General features: G+C 22.7%; 16 protein-coding genes. 14 read left to right on the forward strand and 2 right to left on the reverse strand.

Annotated elements, in window-relative coordinates:
* Positions 1-18: 18 nt before the first annotated feature.
* Both AADV48_RS01400 and AADV48_RS01405 read right to left on the reverse strand, forming a co-directional pair.
* Positions 19-759, reverse strand: a complete 741-nt coding sequence (locus tag AADV48_RS01400) for a metal ABC transporter ATP-binding protein (protein WP_341266809.1) — start codon at positions 757-759, stop codon at positions 19-21.
* On the reverse strand, positions 756-1,862 hold the full coding sequence (locus AADV48_RS01405; RefSeq protein WP_341266810.1) for a metal ABC transporter solute-binding protein, Zn/Mn family: 1,107 nt from the start codon (positions 1,860-1,862) through the stop codon (positions 756-758). Before AADV48_RS01405 ends, AADV48_RS01400 begins: the two co-directional genes overlap by 4 nt.
* Before the next feature lie 772 nt (positions 1,863-2,634).
* On the opposite strand from AADV48_RS01405, the gene pheS reads away from it, so the two are divergent.
* From pheS to pth, 14 genes are all read left to right on the forward strand, one after another.
* On the forward strand, positions 2,635-3,666 hold the full coding sequence (pheS, locus tag AADV48_RS01410) for a phenylalanine--tRNA ligase subunit alpha (protein ID WP_341266811.1): 1,032 nt from the start codon (positions 2,635-2,637) through the stop codon (positions 3,664-3,666).
* Between the two features lie 61 nt (positions 3,667-3,727).
* A complete protein-coding gene (gene pheT, locus AADV48_RS01415) occupies positions 3,728-6,109 on the forward strand; it encodes a phenylalanine--tRNA ligase subunit beta (protein WP_341266812.1) in 2,382 nt (793 codons plus the stop codon).
* Positions 6,110-6,139: 30 nt separating this feature from the next.
* Entirely contained in the window at positions 6,140-7,051 is a 912-nt protein-coding gene (gene rsgA / locus AADV48_RS01420; RefSeq protein WP_341266813.1) for a ribosome small subunit-dependent GTPase A, read from the forward strand.
* A 56-nt stretch (positions 7,052-7,107) separates the two neighbouring features.
* Positions 7,108-8,931 carry a translation elongation factor 4 gene (gene lepA / locus AADV48_RS01425; RefSeq protein ID WP_341266814.1) on the forward strand — a complete coding sequence of 608 codons (1,824 nt, stop codon included), beginning with the start codon at positions 7,108-7,110 and terminating at the stop codon, positions 8,929-8,931.
* A 36-nt stretch (positions 8,932-8,967) separates the two neighbouring features.
* The gene (locus AADV48_RS01430; RefSeq protein ID WP_341266815.1) at positions 8,968-10,284 is read left to right on the forward strand and encodes an ABC transporter ATP-binding protein; all 1,317 of its coding nucleotides are present in this window, start codon (positions 8,968-8,970) and stop codon (positions 10,282-10,284) included.
* A gap of 6 nt (positions 10,285-10,290) precedes the next feature.
* A complete protein-coding gene (locus AADV48_RS01435) occupies positions 10,291-11,142 on the forward strand; it encodes an ABC transporter permease (RefSeq protein ID WP_341266816.1) in 852 nt (283 codons plus the stop codon).
* Positions 11,126-11,923 carry an ABC transporter permease gene (locus AADV48_RS01440; protein ID WP_341266817.1) on the forward strand — a complete coding sequence of 266 codons (798 nt, stop codon included), beginning with the start codon at positions 11,126-11,128 and terminating at the stop codon, positions 11,921-11,923. Before AADV48_RS01435 ends, AADV48_RS01440 begins: the two co-directional genes overlap by 17 nt.
* Positions 11,920-13,053 carry an extracellular solute-binding protein gene (locus AADV48_RS01445; protein ID WP_341266818.1) on the forward strand — a complete coding sequence of 378 codons (1,134 nt, stop codon included), beginning with the start codon at positions 11,920-11,922 and terminating at the stop codon, positions 13,051-13,053. The genes AADV48_RS01440 and AADV48_RS01445 overlap by 4 nt, the downstream gene beginning before the upstream one ends.
* A gap of 82 nt (positions 13,054-13,135) precedes the next feature.
* Entirely contained in the window at positions 13,136-13,831 is a 696-nt protein-coding gene (locus AADV48_RS01450) for a hypothetical protein (RefSeq protein ID WP_341266819.1), read from the forward strand.
* A 59-nt stretch (positions 13,832-13,890) separates the two neighbouring features.
* Positions 13,891-15,099, forward strand: a complete 1,209-nt coding sequence (locus AADV48_RS01455; RefSeq protein ID WP_341266820.1) for an aminotransferase class V-fold PLP-dependent enzyme — start codon at positions 13,891-13,893, stop codon at positions 15,097-15,099.
* Between the two features lie 445 nt (positions 15,100-15,544).
* Entirely contained in the window at positions 15,545-16,132 is a 588-nt protein-coding gene (yihA, locus tag AADV48_RS01460) for a ribosome biogenesis GTP-binding protein YihA/YsxC (RefSeq protein WP_341266821.1), read from the forward strand.
* 59 nt (positions 16,133-16,191) lie between these two features.
* Positions 16,192-18,756, forward strand: a complete 2,565-nt coding sequence (locus tag AADV48_RS01465; protein ID WP_341266822.1) for a valine--tRNA ligase — start codon at positions 16,192-16,194, stop codon at positions 18,754-18,756.
* Positions 18,757-18,911: 155 nt separating this feature from the next.
* Entirely contained in the window at positions 18,912-21,695 is a 2,784-nt protein-coding gene (locus tag AADV48_RS01470) for a cation-transporting P-type ATPase (RefSeq protein ID WP_341266823.1), read from the forward strand.
* A 44-nt stretch (positions 21,696-21,739) separates the two neighbouring features.
* The gene (pth, locus tag AADV48_RS01475) at positions 21,740-22,309 is read left to right on the forward strand and encodes an aminoacyl-tRNA hydrolase (RefSeq protein WP_341266824.1); all 570 of its coding nucleotides are present in this window, start codon (positions 21,740-21,742) and stop codon (positions 22,307-22,309) included.
* The last annotated feature ends 59 nt before the right edge of the window (positions 22,310-22,368 follow it).

A 22,368-nucleotide genomic window follows, 5' to 3' on the forward strand; every position in this document is an offset into this window, starting at 1 on the left:
TTTATCCTATACCTTTTATTAAAATTTTCTTATTTTATCGAATTGATAATTTTTATATGTTTTCTGGATATTTTCTGAAGTAAAAACTTTATCAGTTGGTCCACTTGCTATTTTTTGAATATTGACTAATACAACATGATCAAAATATTGTTTCACAGTTTCTAAATCATGATGAACTAATAAAATAGTTTTTTGTTGTTTTTGTAATTCTTTTAAAATAGTAATAATTTTTTTTTCTGTTTGAATATCAATCCCTTGGAAAGGTTCATCCATTAAATAAATATCACTTTCTTGTGCTAAAGATCTAGCGATAAAAATTCTTTGTTGTTGGCCACCAGAAAGTTCTGAAATTTGTCTATCTTTGAATTCTAACATCCCTAACTTATCTAATGCTTCTAAAGCTATTTTTTTATCTTTATCAGTAGGTCTTTTAAACCATCCTAAGTGACCATATCTTCCCATTAAAACCACATCGAAAACAGTAGCCGGAAAATCCCAATCAACAGAAGTTCTTTGCGGAACATAAGATATTTTTTTTCTTATGTTTTTATATTTTTCGTTATTAAATAAAACTTCACCTGAAACTTTAGGAATAATTTCTATTAAAGTTTTTATTAAAGTAGATTTACCAGCTCCATTAGGTCCTAAAATTGCTGTTAAAGAATTTTGATAAATATCAACATCTACATCCCATAAAACAGGTTTTAAATAATAAGCCACAGTTAAATCTCTAATTTTAATTGATATATCTTTTTTCATAATAAATTTTCTTTTACCACCTTAATATTATTTAAAAAAGCACCTACATAAGTAGAATGTTTATATTTTTTTCCATTTAATTCTTCTATTTTATCATTTGTGCCTAAAGAATCAGAATATAATTCAATGTCTGGATCTTTTTCTGAAGGAATTATAATGTCGTCTTTATTTCCTTGTTGTCTTCTCAAATTGTTAGTGGTGTAACGTAAACTCTCTAAAGAATCTTTTGGCATTGAACTTTCAGTAAAAATAGCTTTAACATTATTTTTAGACAATTTTGTCGCTAATTCCGATATCGCTTGTATACTAGCTTCTGTTTGAGTTGAAATTCCTTGAATAGGTTCTAATTCAAATTCACAATTATTTTTTTGAGAAAATGCTTCCCAATAAGAAAAAGCATCATGAGCTGTAACAATAATTAATTTAACTCCTTGTGTTTCTTTTTGTTGTTTTAATTCTGTCATTTCTTGAATAATATGTTTTCTTAAGTCTTGCAATGATTCTTTAAATAATTTAAAATTGTTGTCTAATTTTTTTTTATCATCATCATTATTTATAATTGTTTCTTTTAATCTATTCTTTAATCTTTCAGCAATTTTTTGCCATAAATCAATATCAAACCAAATATGAGGATCACTTTCTTTTGAATCTTCGTCTTCTTTTCTTGGGTCTGTTGGATCTAAACCATCTTCTCCTGCGCGCCAGAAATTATCCTTTTTTGTTAATTTTTCAAAAGCTTCAACCATTTTAGCTTCTAAATGCAAACCATTAACAATACAGAAATCAGCTGTTTTAATTTTATTACGATCTGATAATTTAGTTTTATAATTATGTGGATCAATTCCGACACCCATTAAAGGTTCTTTGCATTTGATATTTTCTATTTTTTGATATTGATCGTTTTCTTCCGAATCTACATCACCTAACAAATGTTTAATCATATCATTTAACATTGTAGTTGACGTGAGTATTTGTTTTGATTCGCCTGAAGTATTTGTTTTTGTTTCTTGACAAATAGCCAAAACAGGAAATATTAAAACAATAAAAGTGATAAAAATAATAATAAAAAAAGTTATAAATCTGTTTGTGAACGTCTTAGACATTATTAATTTCCTCTCTGTTTCTTCAAAAATATAATTTTTTGTTGAGTTATATTAGATAACTAAATAATAAAATATACATTTTTCAAAATAGATTAATTAATTCATTATAAACCAATATAATATTGGAAAATAATAAATTAATTAATCTATAATTCACTTGTTTTCAAGCAAAATATAGAGTTCTGTTATGAGAATATTATTATGATTTATTTGTTTTCAAGCAAAATATAGAGTTCTGTTATTAGAATATTATTATGATTTATAATTTAAAAATATATTTTTAAATTATAAATATTTTGTGAATATAAGTTTTTATACAATACTATTAAGATTATTTTTCAAAAAAAATATTTTATGTTAGTATGCAAAATAAGATTACAATTTTTAGTATTTTCAAAAAATTGAATTTAAAAAATTAAATTAGAATTGATTTGATTTAATTAATAAATTTTTTAAAATTTGATTTAAAAAATATCGTTTTAAAATTTCACTAAATTAATTATATCATTTTTTAAATAAAAAAATAAAAAAATAAAAAAATACAAAAAATAAAATTAATTTGATTTAATCAATCAATTTCTTTGTAGTTCTTTTGATATATATCATAAATACAAAACATGTCTTTATATTTATTATTATTATATATATAATATATTTATATATTGAAATAACTTTTTTGAAAATAAAAAAATATAATTTTTAACAATTTTAAAACAAATTTGTAAATTAATTTAAATAAAAATATTTAATAAAAAAAAGGAATTATGTTAATATGTACGTAAATATTATCGAATTAAATAAAATACTACATAAAATAGATGTTGAATTACTTCAAGAATTAAAACAAATTAATGAACTTCAAGTAATATCAGAATTAGAAATAAAATATTTTGGTAAAAAAGGTCTTTTTGCAAAAATATTAAAAGAAGTTAATAATTTTGAGTTAGAAAAACAAAAAGAATTTAAAAAAATTATTTTTATAAATAAAACGAAAAATTATGATTTACTTAAACATAAAAAAAACACTTTAGAAAATGAAATTTTAAATCAAAAACTCATAAAAGAAAAAATAGATTTTAGTTTGCCTTCTTTTAATTTTCCCCAAGGTTCTATACATCCTTTGAATAAAACGATTAAAGAAATGGAAAATTTTTTTTTAAACTTAGGTTATTCTATTTATGAAGGCAACGAGATAGAAACAGATTTATATAATTTTGAAATGTTGAATATGAGCGAAAATCATCCTTCCAGAGATATGCAAGATTCTTTTTATTTAAATAATAATCCAGAACTTCTTTTAAGAACTCATACTACAGGCATCCAAATTCAAACAATGTTAAAAAATAAAAATAAATTTTTAAAAATTATTTCTTCAGGCAAGGTTTATAGAAGAGATAAAAACGATGATACTCATAGTCATCAATTCACCCAATTAGAAGGTTTCGTTATCGGAACAAAAATTAATTTAATAGATTTAAAAGAAATTATTACATCTTTTATTAAATATTTATTTGGAGATAAACAAGAATTAAGATTCCGACCTTCTTATTTCCCTTTTACTAAACCAAGTTTAGAAGTAGATTTGGTTATTGAAACTCAAGATAACAAAAAAAAATATTTAGAAATACTTGGAGCTGGTTTGATTCATCCTCAAGTATTAAAAAATTGTGGTTTTGATAACACAAAATATAATGGTTTAGCTTTTGGAATCGGAATTGAAAGAATTACAATGTTAAAATATCATATCAAAGATATTCGGGTTTTTTATAATAATGATATTCGTTTTTTAAGTCAATTTATTTAATATTTGAAATAAGCTTTATGCTATTAACAATCATTTTTGATTAAGGATATAATAAAAAATCATGATAATTAATGAAAAATTTTTGAAAAAATATTTATCTCTTGAGAATTATAATTTCAATGAATTACAATTTTTAATAAATAATCATATTACTGAAATAGATAAATATGAAATGTCTCGAAATGATAATTATTTAATTATAGGCCGTATTATAAATTTTGAAAAAATGAATAATTCGGATAAACTTTATTTTGCTACTATAGATGTTAAAGATAAGTATTTAAAAATTATTTGCGGTGCTTCTAATTTAGAAAAAGGTAAAAAAGTAGTAGTAGCTTTAATTGGAGCTTATTTAAAATCAATTAAAACTCTTATTCAAAAAAGAATTATTTTAGGTGTAGAATCCGAAGGAATGATTTGTTCTGCTCAAGAATTAGGTTTAAATTCAGAATTTTTAACAGAAAAAGAAAAACAAGGGATTTTAATTTTAGATGATAATGCACCTATTGGAGAAAATGCTCTGGAATATTTATATTTAACAGGATTTACATTAAAATTAAATGTTACTCCAGACAGAGGAGATTTACTATCTTATTTAGGTTTTGCCAAAGATTTAAAAGCTGTATATAACAAAGATCAATTAAAATTTTCATTTCCTTTTGAACAACAGATACCGAACATCAAAAATACTTTTCAAATCGAAATTAATAATAAAAATTGTCTAGAATACAACATACTTTATCTTGAAAATGTTAAAATCCAAAAATCTCCTTTATGGTTAAGAAGTTTTCTTTTTGCCCATAATATAACACCTATTAATAATTTGATTGATATTACTAATTTAGTTTTATTGGAGTACGGTATTCCTTTAGAAATTTTTGACGTTTCTGATTTACAAGACAAAAAAATTGAAATTAGAAACTCTTTTGATGAAGAAACAATTTTTGTTGATCAAAATAAAAAAATTTCTTTGAACAAAGAAGATTTGATAGTTTCTAGTGGTAAAAATATTTTGTCCGTTTTTGGTATTTTTAATTCTTTTACTCAAAATCTTAATAAAGATAATGTTAATATTATTATAGCTTCGTCTTATATAAAACCGTCTTATATTTTACAAAATTATAAGAAAGCAAAAATAGAAAATGAAAAAATTTTACGTTGGTCAAGAGGTATTGATGCTTCTTTAACGGTTGCGGCTCTCAATAAAGCCAAAATTCTTTTGCAACAATTAAATCAAGAAATTATTACTTCTAACATTGTTTCTAAAAAAATCAAAAATAATTTAAATCCTCAAATATTATTATCTTTAAATTTTGTGGCAAATAAAATAGGATTGGCTTTTTCTTTAAAAGAAATAGAAAATTATTTGACAAAATTAGAATATAACGTAAAAATTATTAGTAATGAAGTGTTACAAGTGCAAGCTCCTTCTAGACGTTATGATGTTATAATTCCTGAAGATGTTTGTTTTGATATTATTAGATTATACGGAATAGATCGTTTACAAATAACAGATTTACAAAAAAACAAAGCTATTTTAAGGGATCAAAAACAAGAAACATTATATAAAATAAAAGATTTATTAGTGAATTTAGGTTTTTATGAAATTATTACTTATAGTTTAGTTAATTTACAAATTTTAAATTTATTTCCACATAATAAAGATTATATAGAAGTAGCTAAACCTATTTCGAAAGAATATACTATCTTAAGACAGCATTTAAGTGGTAATATGATTCAAACTTTAAGTTATAATCAAAAGCATAATAATTATGATAATCCTTTTTTCGAAATAGGAAAAGTTTATAGTTTACAAGAAGAAAAATTACATTTGGTCTTAGGTTTAAGTGGTAATTTAAATTCTTTAGGTTGGATTAAACCAAATATAGTTAGCTCTTTTTTTGTTTTAAAAGGAGTTTTAGATAAATTAAGTTTATTATTAGGATATAAATTCGAATTACGTCCAACTTATGATTACTTAAATTTACATCCTGGTAAACAAGCTAATATTTTTTTTAAAGATAAAAAAATTGGTTTTATTGGAGAAATTCACCCTTCTTTAAGAGAATTGTATCATTTAAAGTCAAGTTTTCTTTTAGAAATAAATTTAGAAAATGATTTTTTAGATAATTCAACAAAAGTTATTTACGAAGTAATTACTAAATTACCTTCTATTAAAAGAGATTTAAGTTTTTTTGTTTCTAAAAAATATTCTTTTCAAGAAATTTTTCAAACTTTAAAAGAAGAAGTGCCAGATATTTTAATTAAATGTGAATTATTAGATCTATATGAAGGAAATCAAGTATTTACGGAAGAACATTCTTTATCTTTTCGTTTCACTTTTAATGATAAAAAGAAAAGTTTATCTAACGAATTCGTTAATAAAATTATGAAAAATATAGAAAATAAAATTATAAAAATTTATAAAGTTAAATTAAGATAATTTATTGAATATAAGTATGGAGAGATATTTTTGCAAAAAGGTATTGTAATTGAATTTTTAGTCAAAGAATATATGATTATAGATTTAGAAACGAAACAACAAATTCGTGCTAAAATCACAGGAAAAATCAAAAATCATAATTCTAAAAAAGAGACAAATAATAGTTTAGATTATTCTAAAATCAAAATAGGTGATTTAGTTTTATACGAATATAAAGATGATAAATTTTTAATTAATAGTATTTTAACTCGTTCTAATTCATTAAATAGACCTAATATAAGTAATATTACTCAATTATTTTTGGTTTTCTCTTTAGTAGAGCCTAAATTCCAATTTAAATTATTAGATAAATTTTTATTAATTTTAAAGAAATTCAATTTAAAAATTATTTTAATTTTTACTAAAATAGATTTAATTTCTGAATCTGAATTAAATTTATTTCAAAATAAAATATCTTATTACAAAAAACTTGCTCCTATTTTTTATGTAGATAGTAAAAATAGACACGGACTAAATGATTTATATTCTCTTTTTACTAACGAAATAACTATTTTAGCAGGTCAAACAGGAGTAGGCAAATCCACTTTAATTAATGCTTTAACTTCTCTTAATTTAAAAACACAAGAAATTTCTAAATATTTGAATAGAGGTAAACATACTACTAAAAATTCCAAATTATTCCTGTTTCATGAAGGTTATATCGCCGATACGCCAGGATTTTCCAAATTAGATTTGTTAGAATTTAAACCCGAAGAAATAAAAAATTTTTATGATGATTTTGTAAAATTGGCCGATCAATGTTTTTTTGGATATAGTTGTTTACATATTAAAGAAGAAAAGTGTAAAGTGAAAGAAGCCTATCAAAATGGTTTAATTTTACCTATTCGTTATCATAATTATGTATCTTTTGTGGAAGAAGTGAATAAAAAGAAAAAAAAATAAAATATTTTTTTCATTTATTTATAAATTTAAATTAAAAATTATTAAAAGGTACGGATATGAATTTAGAGACAATAAATCGAAGAAAAAAAAAAATTCGTAATTTTTCTATTATTGCACATATAGATCATGGCAAGTCTACTTTAGCTGATAGAATTTTAGAAATTACAAATACAATTCACAAAAGAGATATGAAAGCACAAATATTGGACTCTATGGATTTAGAAAGAGAAAAAGGAATTACCATTAAGTTAAATACAGTAGAAATCCATTATAAAAGTAAAAATAATGAAGATTATATTATGAATTTAATTGATACTCCTGGACATATCGATTTTAATTACGAAGTATCTCGTTCTTTGGCTGCTTGTGAAGGAGCTCTTTTAGTTATTGATGCAACACAAGGTATTCAAGCTCAAACTTTAAATAATGTTTATTTAGCATTAGAACATAATCTAACAATTATCCCTGTTTTAAATAAAGCTGATGTACCAACAGCTGATATCGAAAAAACTAAAAAAGAGGTTCAAGAAAAATTAAATTTAGATCTTGATAAAATGGTTGTTGCGAGTGGTAAAACAGGTTTAGGAGTTCTAGAAATTTTAGAAAATATTGTCAAATATATTAAACCTCCGCAAGGAGATATCGAAAAACCCTTACAAGCTTTAATTTTTGATTCTGTTTTTAATGCTTATAAGGGAGTTATTCCGTCTATTCGTGTTTTTAATGGTTGTGTTAAAAAAGGAGATAAGATACGTTTTATTTCTAGTCAAGCTACTTATGAAGTTATGGAAGTAGGTGTTTTTACACCCAAACCTTTAAAAAAAGATTTTTTAGCTGCTGGTGATGTCGGTTATTTAAGTGCTTTCATAAAAAATATTGATGATGTTAGAGTTGGTGATACAATTACTTTGAATCGTTGTATTCAAGTCAAAGCCTTGCCTGGTTATCGTAAAATCAATCCGGTTGTTTTTTGTGGTTTATACCCCGCTGATTTAAAAAAATATAACCATTTAAAAGAAGCTTTACAAAAATTAAGATTAAACGATTCTTCATTAACTTATGAAAAAGAAAGTTCTAAATTATTAGGCGTTGGTTTTCGAATCGGTTTTTTAGGATTGTTACATATGGAGATCACTCAAGAAAGAATTGTTAGAGAGTTCGGTATTGAAGTAATTATAACAGCACCTTCAGTTGTTTTTTATGTTTATCAACCTAATAATAAAAAAATTATTGTTGATAATTTAACTAAATGGCCAGCGAGTCAGTTAATTGAAAGAATTGAAGAACCTTATATTGAAGCTTTTTTAACTTGTCCTGAGACTTATATTGGAGCAGTTATGGAATTGTCTCAAAGTAAACGAGGACAATTACAAGATATCCAATATTTAGCTAATAATAGAGTGTTATTGAAATATTTGTTACCTCTTTCAGAAGTTATTTATAATTATTTTGATAAATTAAAATCTTTAACTCAGGGTTACGCTTCTTTCGAATATCAATTAGAAAAATATTATCCAAGTAAATTACAAAAAGTTGATATTTTATTGAACTCCGAAATAGTTGATTCTTTATCATTTATTATTCATGCAGATTTTGCTTATCAAAGAGCTAAAAATATTTGTCAAAAATTAAAAAATTTAATTCCTAAACAAATGTTTGAAATAATTATTCAAGCTGCTATAGGTAAAAAAATAATCACAAGAGAAAATATCAAATCTTTGCGTAAAAATGTGATTGATAAATGTTATGGTGGAGATGTTACTCGAAAAAAGAAATTATTAGCTAAACAAAAAAAAGGGAAAAAAAAGATGAAATCTTTAGGCAAAGTAATGTTACCTCAAAAAGCTTTTTTAGCTATTTTATCTAGTGATAATAAATAATTTCAAAAATATTAGATTTATTTTAAGGAAAAAAAGATGACAAATTTGATAGAATTAAAAAATATTACTAAAGTAATCCATAATCAAATTATTTTAAATGATATAAATTTAGAAATTAAAGAAAATGAATTTGTCACTTTATTAGGTCCTTCGGGTTGTGGCAAGACTACTATTTTAAAAATTATTGGCGGACTTGACAATATGAGTTCTGGCGATATATTATTTAATAATCAAAGTATTAGAAATATTCCTTCTCATAAAAGATTGATTAATACAGTTTTTCAAAAATACGCTTTGTTCCCACATTTAAATGTTTTTGAAAATATTGCTTTTGGATTAAGAATTAAAAATTTAAATGAACAAAATGAAAAAAAAATACAAAAATTTAAAATGCAATATAAAATGAAAATAGAACAAATAGATAAAGAATTTCGAGATAAAATACAAAAAATAAATCTTGCTAATATTTCCCTAAAAGATAAATCTTTTTTTTCTATTTTAATATCTTTTTTTAAAGAACAAAACCCATTTATAATTGCATTGAAAAGAGAATTCAAAATAAAAAAAAAGATTTTAAGTAGACATTTTAAAAAAGAAATTAATCAATTAAAAAATAAAAATTTAGATTCTAAGCAAAAAGAGCTTTTTATTAAAGAAACGGTTTTACATTATTTAAAATTAGTAGGTTTGAAAGGGTTGGAAAGTAGAGATATTAGACAATTATCAGGAGGACAACAACAAAGGGTAGCTATTGCACGAGCTTTAATTAATAAACCAAAAGTTTTATTATTAGATGAACCTTTAGCTGCATTAGATTTAAAATTAAGACAAGAAATGCAATATGAATTAAAAGAAATTCAAAGAAATTCAGGTATTACTTTTATTTTTGTAACTCATAACCAAGAAGAAGCATTAACTATGAGTGATAAAATAGTTGTTATTAATCAAGGCGAAATCCAACAAATAGGAACTCCACAAGATATTTATAATGAACCTGCTAATAAATTTATAGCTAAATTTATAGGCGAATCTAATTTAATTTCTGGTATCATGAAAGAAGATTTTCTAGTGTTTTTTGATGATAAAGAATTAAAATGTGTAGATTCTGGATTTATAAAAAATCAAAAAGTCGATATTGTAATTCGACCTGAAGATATTGATATTGTTGCACCAGATAAAGGTTTATTTACAGGCGTTGTTGATTATATTTTGTTTAAAGGAGTTCATTGGGAAGTTAATATTAAAACTTGTTACCGTGATTATATCGTTCATACAACTGATTTTATTGAATTAAATACTCAAAAGGGTATTTTTTTTAATCCTGAAGATTTACATATTATGGAAGTGTGGTAAAATAAATTGTTTTCGTACAGTTCTAATAATAAAGGTAATAAATTTTATAAATATTTAGCTCTGCCTTATTTTATTATTTTTATTTTATTTGTTTGTATCCCTATTTTGATTATTTTTTTAGATTCTATTCAAGAAAATACTACAAATAAATTTGTTAATTTTTCTTTTACATTGAAACATTATCAAAAATTTTATACTACAAAAGTTTTTCTTTATGTTTTGTTACGTTCTGTTGTAATAGCTATTATATCAACTTGTTTTCTCGTTGTTATTGCTTATCCATTATCATACATCGTCGCCCAATATAAGAGTTCTAAACAATCTATTTTGATTTTATTAATTAATGGTACTATGTGGATTAATATGATTTTAAAAACACAATCTTTGATACAAATCTTTTCTTTAATAGAAAATTTTTTCAATATAAAATTATTAGAAACTAATTTAGCGATGTTTATAGGTTTTATTTATTTATTTTTTCCTTATATGTTTTTATCTATATTTATTAGTATTGCTAAAATAGATCCTAATTTAATTGATTCTGCTAAAGATTTAGGTGCCAATGATAAACAAATTTTTAAAAAAATTATTTTCCCCTTATCTATTCCAGGTTTAAATACAGGTATTATTTTGACTTCATTACAAATTTTAACTAATTTAGTAGTACCTAAATATTTAGGTCCTACAACTGTTGTTTTTATTAGTGAGTTGATTGAAAATAAAACTTTTTTAAGTGGTGATATCAAAAGCGCTTGTGCTATCGCTATCAATTTAACTTTTTTAATGATTTTTATTTTAACTTTTTATAAGAAGAATCAAATTGAAAAAATTTATAATTCTAATGTTTCGAATAAATAAAAAAAAATTAGCTTTTGTTTATTTATTTTTGATTCTTCTTCTTATTTATTCTCCTATTATATCTTTAATTATTTTTTCTTTTAACGAAAGCAAAGGAAGAATTTCTTCTTTAGTTCATTTTAATAAATTTGGTTTGAAATGGTATTATAGGATTTTAGAAGATTCAGCGATTAAATCTTCCATCTTTATTACTTTTCAAATAGCTTTTTTATCTACAATTATTTCAACAATCATAGGAACTTTAGCAGCATTTTCTTTGATTAATTATAAAAAAAAATGGCGTCAAATTATAATAAATTTTAATCAATTTTCGATTATTATACCCGAAATAATTCACGCTTTAGCTTTGTTTGTTTTGTTTAATTCTATTGGCTTAAAAAATAGTTTTTGGAGAATGTTATTATCTCATATTTCCTTTAGCACCCCTTATGTGTTAATTTCTGTTTATACTAAATGTTTAACTTTAGAAACGGATTTAATTGAAGCCGCTTATGATTTAGGTGCTACTTCTTTTCAAACTCTTACTAAAATCATTTTACCTCAATTAAAAGATGTTATTTTAGTTAGTGCTGGTATTGCTTTTGCTTTATCTTTTGATGATTTTATTATTTCTTATTTTGCAGGTGGATCTGATTATCAAAATATATCAGCTTATATTTATAGTTTAAAAGGGACAATAAATCCCACAATTAACGCTTTATCTTCTGTTTTAATTTTAATTGTTTTATTTAAAATAATAATCGGATTGATGAAATCCAGAAAAGATTTAAAACGCAAATGAAAAAAAAAGTAAATTTTATTATTTTGATTATTTTTATTTTATTATTATTTAGCTTTATTTATTGGATAATGACTAAAAATAAAAATATAGATAGTAAAAAAGTTATTATTTTGTTTAATTGGGGTGAATATATTAATCCGGATATTATTAAGGAATACAATGAGAAATCAAAGGAATTCATTGTTAAACAAAGTTTTTTTTCTTCTAATGAATTAGCTATTAACAAAATTAAATCTGGTAATCAATATGATATTGCTATTTTAAGTGAATACGCAATCGAACAATTAAAAGATAATTATTTAGAAAAAATACAACCACAAGAACAAAAATTCACACACATTTTCCAAAAATTTCAAAATAAATTGGATAACCAACAGATATTTGAATACACTATTCCTTATTTTTGGGGAAATTTAGGGTTTTTATATAGAAAAGATAAAATCGATTATCAACAACACTTATCATCTAATAAATGGGTGGATTTACTCCAAAATTCTCGATATAAAATTGCTTTATATAATAATGCTTTCGAAGGTGTGTTTGTTGGACTCAAAGCTGTTGGCGGTGATATCGGTGTTAATTATGAAGAAGATATCCAAAAATCTAAAGAATGGTTGATACAATTAAAACAGAAAAATAATAATTTATCTTTTGTTACTGATCAAATATTAGATAGAATGAAAATAAGTAAAAAAGAAAATTATGATATTGCTTTAGTTTATTCTGGTGATGCAAGATATCTTGTTCAACAAAATTCAAATTTGGGTTATTATCAATTTGATGATGAAGGTACAAATATTTGGTTTGACGGAATTGTTTTACCTAAAGGAAGTCAAACAAAAGGCGCTTATGATTTTATTGAATTTTTATTAAAAGAAGAAAATAGAAAAAAAAACAATGATTTTATTGGTTATGATTCTCCTTATGATATACAAGAACAACAAGTTATTAAATTAAATATAAATGAAAAAGATAAGATATATAAATATAGTGAAAAGTATAAAACACAAATTAATGATACTTGGAATGAAGTTTATGCCTATCCAGATCCTAAAGATAAATATTTAATTATTTTACTTTTATTTATTTTTATTTTATTTATTTTTTATATATATTTTTTTAATATATAATTGGATTTAATTAAATTTGCATTAATTAATAAATAATTTTTTACATAATTTTATTTTTATAGATAGTAAGGAAATTTTATATATGAAAACAAAAATATCTCGAAAAAAAGATAATTGTTTTAGTAAAGTTTATGTTTTTATTTTGACCTTGATCTCTTCAATGATTTTTATTTTACATTGTTATAGAAGATTAAATATTGATAACACACAAATGTTAGAATTAATAGACAAATTTACTTATCAAAGTAATATTTGGATTTTAATAGTCATGTGTTTATTTTTTACTTCATTAAGATATAAAAAAATCTTTTCTATTTTGATGTTTATTGCTGCGATTAATATTTTTTTAACTTTTAGTATGGTTCATTTGATTTTATTTAAAGATGAAAAAACAGAATTATTGCGACAATTGAAAGAAAAAATAATTTTTTTAGATATTAAACATTATCAACACACTATTATTCCTATTTTATATCTTATTTTTTATTTTTTTAGAACCAACCCTGGTTTAAATATTAAAAAAGCTTATTTAGGTATTATTTATCCTTTATGTTATTTCTTTTTTTATTTATTCGCTAATATTTCGAATTTATTTAAAAACAAATATTATCCTTATGATATTATCAATCCTGAGAAACCAGGTATTTTTAATATAAAATCCGAAGGTGGACAAGGTTATTTTTATTTATTTTTAGCTATTATTTTTTTAACTATAATTTATTATTTTTTATCTGTCATTATTCTTTTTTTAAAAAATAAAATTAAATTTGTTCGATAATATTAAATTATGTTAAAAAAATAAATTTTTCTTTTCAAAGAATAAAGGAGCATAAATTTTTGTTAAAAAATCCAATAAATAATGTTCGCACTGCCTTTCCTATTTTTAAAAAAAACCCTCAATTAGTTTATTTTGATACTGCTGCTACTTCTTTAAAACCCTATACAATGATTAATGCTTTAAAGGAATTTTATGAAAATAATGGTTTAAACATTAGAGGTAGTAACTTTTTAAATTTAAAAAACGCACAAAATTTAGAAAGAATAAGAAGAAAAACTGCTTCTTTTGTAAAAGCAACATCAGAAGAAATTATTTTTACTAAAGGTGCTACTGATAGTTTAAATATTATAGCTCAAATTTTATCTCCTTTGATTAATGAACAAGATGAAGTTATTGTTTCTTCTTTGGAACATAATTCTTCTTTATTGCCATGGATGGAAATTACTAATCAAAAAAAAGCTAATTTAAAGTTTATTCCTTTGACTTGTGATAATAGAATTCAAATTGATAATTTTCAAAAAGTTTTATCAAATAAAACAAAAATTGTAATTTTAACTCATACATCCAATGTTTTAGGACATATAACACCTATTAAAGAAATCACTAATTTAGCTCATCAACAAAAAGCTTTAGTGATTTTAGATGCTTCTCAATCAATAGCTCATATTCCTTTAAATGTTAAAGATTTGAATATTGATTTTATGGTTTTTTCTACTCATAAAGCTTATGGTCCTTTTGGACTGGGTATTTTATTTGGTAAAAAAAATTTTTTAGAAAATTTAAAACCTCCTTTTATAGGAGGTGGCAGCATCAAAGAAATTGATATTGAAAAAAAGAAATTTTGGTTTAACGATTTACCTTATAAATGGTCCCCTGGAACACCTAATATAGGAAGCATTATAGCTTGGGGAAAATCTTTAGAATTTATGGAAAATATAGGCTTAAATAATATTTTTGAATATGAACATAAAATAACTAAACAAATCTTTCGTAAGTTATTGAAAATACCTCGAATTAAAATTTTTAATTCACAAATAACAAATATGATTAATTTTAATTTTACAAATTTACATTCTCATGATGTGGAAAATTTTTTAAATCAAGATAATATTTATGTGAGAACAGGGCAACATTGTTCTTATTTAACTTCGCATCAAATAAAGGCAACGAATACAATAAGGATTTCAGTAGGTATTCATAATAATGAACAAGATGTTGAAATCTTAATTAAGAATTTACAAAAAGTATATAATTTTTTTGTAGCATAATTTAAATATTAATTTTAACATTAATAAAATTTTATTAAATGAATGCAATGAACCGAAAGTTTAGACACTTTTTTATATGATTAGAACAAGTGCGTTTGAGTTGATGAATTGTTCTAATCATATAATGTAAATGACAAAATATTTAAAAAAAAATATCTTTTCAAATTAATAAATTATAACAAATCTTAGGCACTTTTGGATTTAATTAAAATTATTTTGTTAATTTGAAAAGATATGAAATTATTAGTTTTATGTTGAACCTTAAAAATAATTTTATGGATAAAAATTATCTAAAAAAGAACAGTGAATTTTTGAAATATAATTCAGTTATAATCAGTTCTAAATATTATATAATTATTGATAATAGCAAATTTTAATTCATAAAATATGAAATTTATTAATTTTGTGACAAAAAAATAAAATAATTAAACAAGGTAAATAAAATATGATTTTTAGATCTGTTTTTACAAAAAGTATTACTAATTTAAAATACCGTCCTTCACCTCTGTTATCAGAAATTTTTTTAATGGGAAGAAGTAATGTTGGGAAAAGTTCTTTTATTAATAGTTTAGTTAATAATAAAAAAATGGCTTTAGTGTCGAATACTCCCGGGAAAACCATTACTTTAAATTATTTTTTATTAAATGATTCATTTTATTTAGTAGATTCTCCTGGTTATGGTTACATGAGAAAAAATTTACAAATAAAAAAAAATGTTATTAAAATGATTAATAATTTTTTGCAGAATAATAATTATATTAAAATACTTTTTCATATTATTGATTTTAAAGTAGGTCCTACTACTTTGGATTTAGAAATATATCAAATATTAAGAAAATCCAAATTAAACCCTATTTTAATTTTGAATAAAAAAGATAAAGTTTTGTTAAATCAGATTAAAAATAGATTAAAACAAATTAAACAAAAATTTTATGAATTAGGTTATACAGAAATACCTATGTATTTAATATCTTGTAAAACTAAAGATGGAATACAAAATATTATTGATTTGATTCATTCTATAGGTATATAATTATGTTTTATATTATTAAATAATTTTGCATATAATTTAACGCTGAAAGATAAAAAATTATGAAATCGAAATATTCTTTTGAATTAGTAGAAAAAACAAGATATCAAAATTGGTTAAATAAAAATTATTTTAAGACCGAAAATAATTTAAATAAAAAAACTTTTACTATTGTTATTCCACCACCTAATATTACGGGTAAATTGCATTTGGGTCATGCATGGAACAATACTTTACAAGATATTTTGATTCGTAGAAAAAAAATGTTAGGCTATGATATTCTTTTTTTACCTGGAATGGATCATGCTGGAATAGCTACTCAAAATAAAATTAAACAAAAGTTAAGAGAAGAAGGTTGGACAGACCAAAATTTAACTAAAGAAATTTTTTTAAAATATGCTTCTTTATGGAAAGAAGATTATTCTAAAATTATTCGCCAACAATGGTCTTTGTTAGGTTTGTTTTTAGATTATCAATATGAAAAATTTACTTTAGATTCTGATTTAAATGAAATAGTAAATAAAGTTTTTATTCAATTATATAATGAAAATTGGATTTATCGAGATTATAAAATTATTAATTGGGATTCTTTAATTCAAACTACTTTATCAAATATAGAAGTTGATTATCGAGAAGTTAAAGGTCAACTTTTTTATTTAAAATATTTTATGTTAAACGATTCTAATTTATTTTTGGAAGTTGCTACTACAAGACCTGAAACTATTTTTGTTGATCAAGCTTTAGCTGTTAATACTACAGATTCGAGATATCAACATTTGATTGGCCAAAAAGTTTTAGTACCTTATACAAACAAACCAATTCCTATAATTAGCGATGAATTTGTTGATATTAAATTTGGTTCAGGAGTAGTCAAAATAACTCCATCTCATAACGAAAATGATTTTCTCGTAGGTAAAAAAAATAATTTAAAGTTTGAATCATGTATTACTAAAGATGGACATATGAATGAAAAAGCTCAAAAATATCAAAATTTAAGTATTTTAGAGTGTCGAAGAGAATTAATTCAAGATTTACAAAAAGAAAATTTAGTTTCCCAAATAAAAGATTATAATCATATGGTAGGTTTTTCTAGTATTTCAGGTTCTATGATAGAACCAAGATTATCTTTGCAATGGTTCCTTAAAACAAAAGAATTATCTAAAATTGTTTTGAATAAACATAAAATTAATTTTTTCCCTCAAAGGTTTTTAAAAATTTTTAATAATTGGTTAGATAATGTTGAAGATTGGTGTATTTCTCGTCAATTATGGTGGGGACATTCGATTCCTGTTTGGTATAAGGATGATGTAATAAAAGTTCAAGTCGAAAATCCAGGTGATGGTTTTATTAAAGATTCTGATGTTTTAGATACTTGGTTTTCTTCTTCTTTATGGCCTATAAGTACTTTAGATGTTTTGCGAAAAGAAAATTCTTTATTGAAAAGACGGTTTCCTATTGATATTTTAGTGACTGGTTATGATATTTTAACTTTTTGGGTCACTAAAATGGTTATACAAAGTTTTTATTTAACAAAACAACAACCTTTTCACAATGTTTTATTACATGGTTTAGTTAGAGATTATAAAGGACAAAAAATGTCTAAATCTAAAGGTAACGGTGTTTTACCAGAAGAAATCATTCATAAATATGGTACTGATTCACTAAGATGGTTTTTAACTACAAGTGTTGCTAATGGTTCTGATTTATTTTATGATGAAAAAAAAATAATTGATAGTCGAAATTTTATTAATAAAATTTGGAATATAAGTCGTTTGATTAAATTAAATATTCGGGTTGTAACAATAGATTTTCAAGAAGAATTTTTATTATTTCCTGAAAAAGCCTTATTAACAAAATTTAAACAATTGGTGGGAAAAGTTGATTCTTTGTATGCACAATATGAATTTCATATTATAGGCGAGTTATTATATCATTTTATTTGGGACGATTTGAGTAATTGGTTTTTAGAATTTTTAAAAATTTTTTTAAAAGAAGATAAAAAGGAATATTTAAATACTCATAAATTTGTGCTTTTTATTTTACAAAATATTTTGAAATTATTACATCCTTTTATCCCTTTTGTCACTGATGCTATTTATGAAGAGTTGACAACAAAGGAATCTATTGTTCACTCTTCATGGCCTAAAATTTCTTATTGCAACGATCAAGCTGTTGAAAAATTTCAAAATTTAAAAAATTTAATTATTAAATTCCGTCATTGGGAAAAATCTTATTTAATTGATAAAAAGAAATTAAAATTATATATTGAAGTTCCTTTTGAAGATATTAAAGAATTCAATTGTTTTAATTTAGTTTTAACGAATTTGTTTCAAGTTAATGAAATCGAAATCGTGTCTAATTTATTAGATGATAAATATTTTTGTTTGCTTTCTGAGTTAAATATATCTATTTTGATAGATAAAAATCTTTGGGAAAATATTAATAATCATGAAATTAAAAATAATTTAATTCAACAACAAGTAATTCTTTTAGAAGAGATTAAAAGAAGCGAAAAAATTTTAAATAATAAATCTTTTATGGAAAAAGCAAATCCAAAAAAAATTCAAGAAGAAAAAGAAAAATATAAAAAAAATTTAAATAAATATCATAAATTAAAACATACTTAAGATTATTATTTTTTTAATTTTTTTAATATAATATTAAAGACAATTTTTGTTATATTTTTAGATTTGTATAAATAAAAATCTAAAATTTTCAAAATATAAATATATTTTTTATTCCAAAATTTTATGTTTTTTAAAAGAGGTAATTGTGAAACAATATGAATAAGAATGATTTATTAAAAATAAGTAATTTAACTTCAGAAGAAGTTTTTCAACATTTTAATACTAGTAGCAAAGGTTTAAGTGTTAAAGAAGTCAAGAAAAGAAATAATTTGTATGGTTTAAACACTATTAAAATAAATAAACAAATAAATATATTGAAAAGATTTATTAAACAATTTACTTCTATGTTTGCACTTTTATTGATATTGTCGGGTTTTTTATCTTTTTTAATTAAGGAATATGCCATAGGATTAGCTATTATAACAGTTGTAATTATTAATGGTATTTTTTCTTTTTTTCAAGAACTAAAGACTGATAAAATTTTATCTTCTTTAAGTGATATGATTCCTAATAAAATTCAAGTTTATCGTGATGGTGAAGTTCAATTTATTGATGTAATTAATTTAACAATTGGAGATTTAATTTTTTTAGATATTGGTGCTACTATTCCTGCAGATGCCAGATTAGTTGAAACTAATAATTTTTATGTTGATAATTCTATGTTAACAGGAGAATCCATTCCTTTACATAAAACTTATTCTGAAAACAAAGTTAATATTGAAGTTGTTTCTGAAATACCTAATTTAGTATATGCAGGTACAACAGTAACTCAAGGTAGTGCTAAAGCAATTGTTTATTCTATTGCTAAGGATACTCAAATTGGAGAAGTTTCCGATTTAGTTCAAAATATTGATAAAGACATAAGTACTCTTGAAAAAGAAATTCATAAAGTTATTAAAACGATTAGTATTATCGCTTCAACTTTAGCTGTCATAGTATTTTGTATTTGTTTATGGCGTTCAGATATTGATTCTTATAATGTAAAACTTTTCCAAACATCTATTACAGTTGCTTTAGGAATGTTAGTCGCTAATATCCCGGAAGGATTATTGCCAACTATTAATTTAAGTTTAGCTATCGGTTCACAAAGAATGGCTAAACAAAAAGCTTTAATTAAAAAATTATTTTCGGTTGAAACATTAAATTCTGTTAGTGTTATTTGTACGGATAAGACCGGCACTTTAACAGAAAATAAATTAACTTGTCATAAAATATTGTTTCCAGGTGGTTCTGTTGAAATTACAGGAAATGGTTTTAATAAAAAAGGTGAATTTAAAGATTTTGATAAAAAAGAAAATGATAAGGTTTTAAAAAAAATATTAATTTCTGCTGTAATGTGTTCTGAAGCTAATTTAATTGATGATCCTATAAATAAAACAGATTTTCAAATATTAGGAAGCCCTACTGAAGGTTCTTTTTTGATTGCTGCCAAGAAATATGGTCTTAATGTTGAAGAAATAAGAAAAAATTTTAAAATAGAAAAAATTAATCCTTTTTCTTCAGAAATAAAAAAAATGAGTATTTTAGTTAAAAATTTATCTCAAGATAATTATGATATTAACGATAGATATTTATTTATTAAAGGTGCTCCTAGTGTTTTATTGAAAGAATGTAAGTTCCAATATAAAACTAAACAAACAATGGAATTTAGTCAAAAAGACAAAGATTTTTTTGTACAACAAAACGAAGAATTAGCTAGTCAAGGTTATCGTTTATTAGCGATTACTTATAAAAAAATAAAATCAGAACAAGATGAATTAGAAGAAAACAACATGGTTTTTTTAGGACTTATAGTCAATTATGATCCTCCTAAAATCGAAGTTAGAGAATCAATAAAACAATTATATAAAGCTGGTTTAAAAGTCACTGTTATTACAGGAGATTATGGCCCAACAGCTGTATCTATTGGTAAACAAGTAGGCATTATTAAAGATAATCAATATATTAATATAGATGGTTCGCAAATAGATAAAATGTCTGAAAATGAATTGCAAAATAATTTGAAATCCTCTAAACCTATAATTTTTTCTCGTACAACCCCTAAACATAAATTAAGAATTATACAAGCTTATCGTTCTAATGAAGAAATAGTTGGGGTTATAGGAGATGGGGTTAATGATATTTTAGCTATGAAAGCGGCTCATATTGGTATTGCTATGGGTAAATCTGGTAAAGATATCGCTCGTAATGTAGCTGATATGATTTTATTGGATGATAATTTTTCTACTATTCCAAAAGCATTATTAGAAGCTCGTGGAATTTATGATAATATCAAAAAATTTATAACTTATGTGTTTAGTTCAAATATTCCACAAATTTTTCCTGTTATTTTTATGGCTTTATTCAATGTTCCTCTTTATTTAACAGTTATGCAAATTTTAGCTATAGATTTAATAACGGATTTAATACCAGCTATAGCTTTGGGAAAAGAAGAACCTAAAAAAGAATTATTAGAAAAAAAACCTATTACTAAAAATGATCGTTTGTTAGATAAAAAATTATTAAAAAGAAGTTATGGTTTTTTAGGGTTAGTTGAAGGATTTTTAGCTTTAATTTTTTTCTTAGTTTTTTATAAATCAGGAATATTTACAAATGATAAAGTATTAGCAACAAGTGAAGAGTTTAAATTTGCTTCTACTATGGCTTTTGGAGCTGTTATTTTTGCTCAAATAGGAAATGTTTTTGCTTGTAGATCTGATAAATTGTATTTTTGGCAAACTGCTAGAAAAAAGAATGTTCTTTTGTTTTTCGGAGTTTTATGTGAATTAATTTTATTTATTCTTATTTCACAAAAATTTGATAGTTTGAATAAGTTTTTTGGCACAACTCAAATAAGTTGGAAAGATTATATTTATTTGAATTCTTGTATTGTCATAATATTATTTTTTGATTGTATTTATAAATATGTTCATAATAAAATTAAATGCGATAAAAAATAAATTCATAATTAATTTTGATTTATTTTATAAAGGAACAGCGAAGAATGAAACTTATTGTGGGATTAGGGAATCCAGGTTATATTTATGATAATACTCCTCATAATATAGGTTTTATGATGATTGATTTTTTTCTAGATTATTTATATAAACAAAAATATCAAATTCAGACGGAAATATTGAATTCTGTTTATCAATTACAAATGAATGAAAAAAAAATTATATTATTTAAACCACAAAAATATATGAATTTATCAGGAATAGCTATAAATGAAATTATGCATAAATATAAGATTAATATAAAAGATATTTTAGTTTTATATGATGATATTTATTTAAAAGCTGGTTTTTTTAAATTAAAGGAAAAAAGTGGTCATGGCGGTCATAATGGCATAAGAAATATTATAGATATTTTAAGAACCGATCAATTTAAAAGATTAAAAATAGGTGTTGAATATAATTCTTCTGTTTCTTTAAATAAATATGTTTTAGGTAATTTTGATGTAAAAATTAAGGAAAATATTTTTAATAAGTTTTCTGTATTTATAGATATATTATTATATTTTATTGAGGGACTAACTATAGAAAAAATTTTAAATTTAGTAAATAAAAATTAAATAAAAATTTTAAAATTATTTTTTTATGTTATAATTAATTTGTTATTAATTTTAGGAAG

Source organism: Candidatus Phytoplasma fraxini (genome assembly GCF_038024965.1).
GTDB lineage: Bacteria > Bacillota_I > Bacilli_A > Acholeplasmatales > Acholeplasmataceae > Phytoplasma > Phytoplasma fraxini.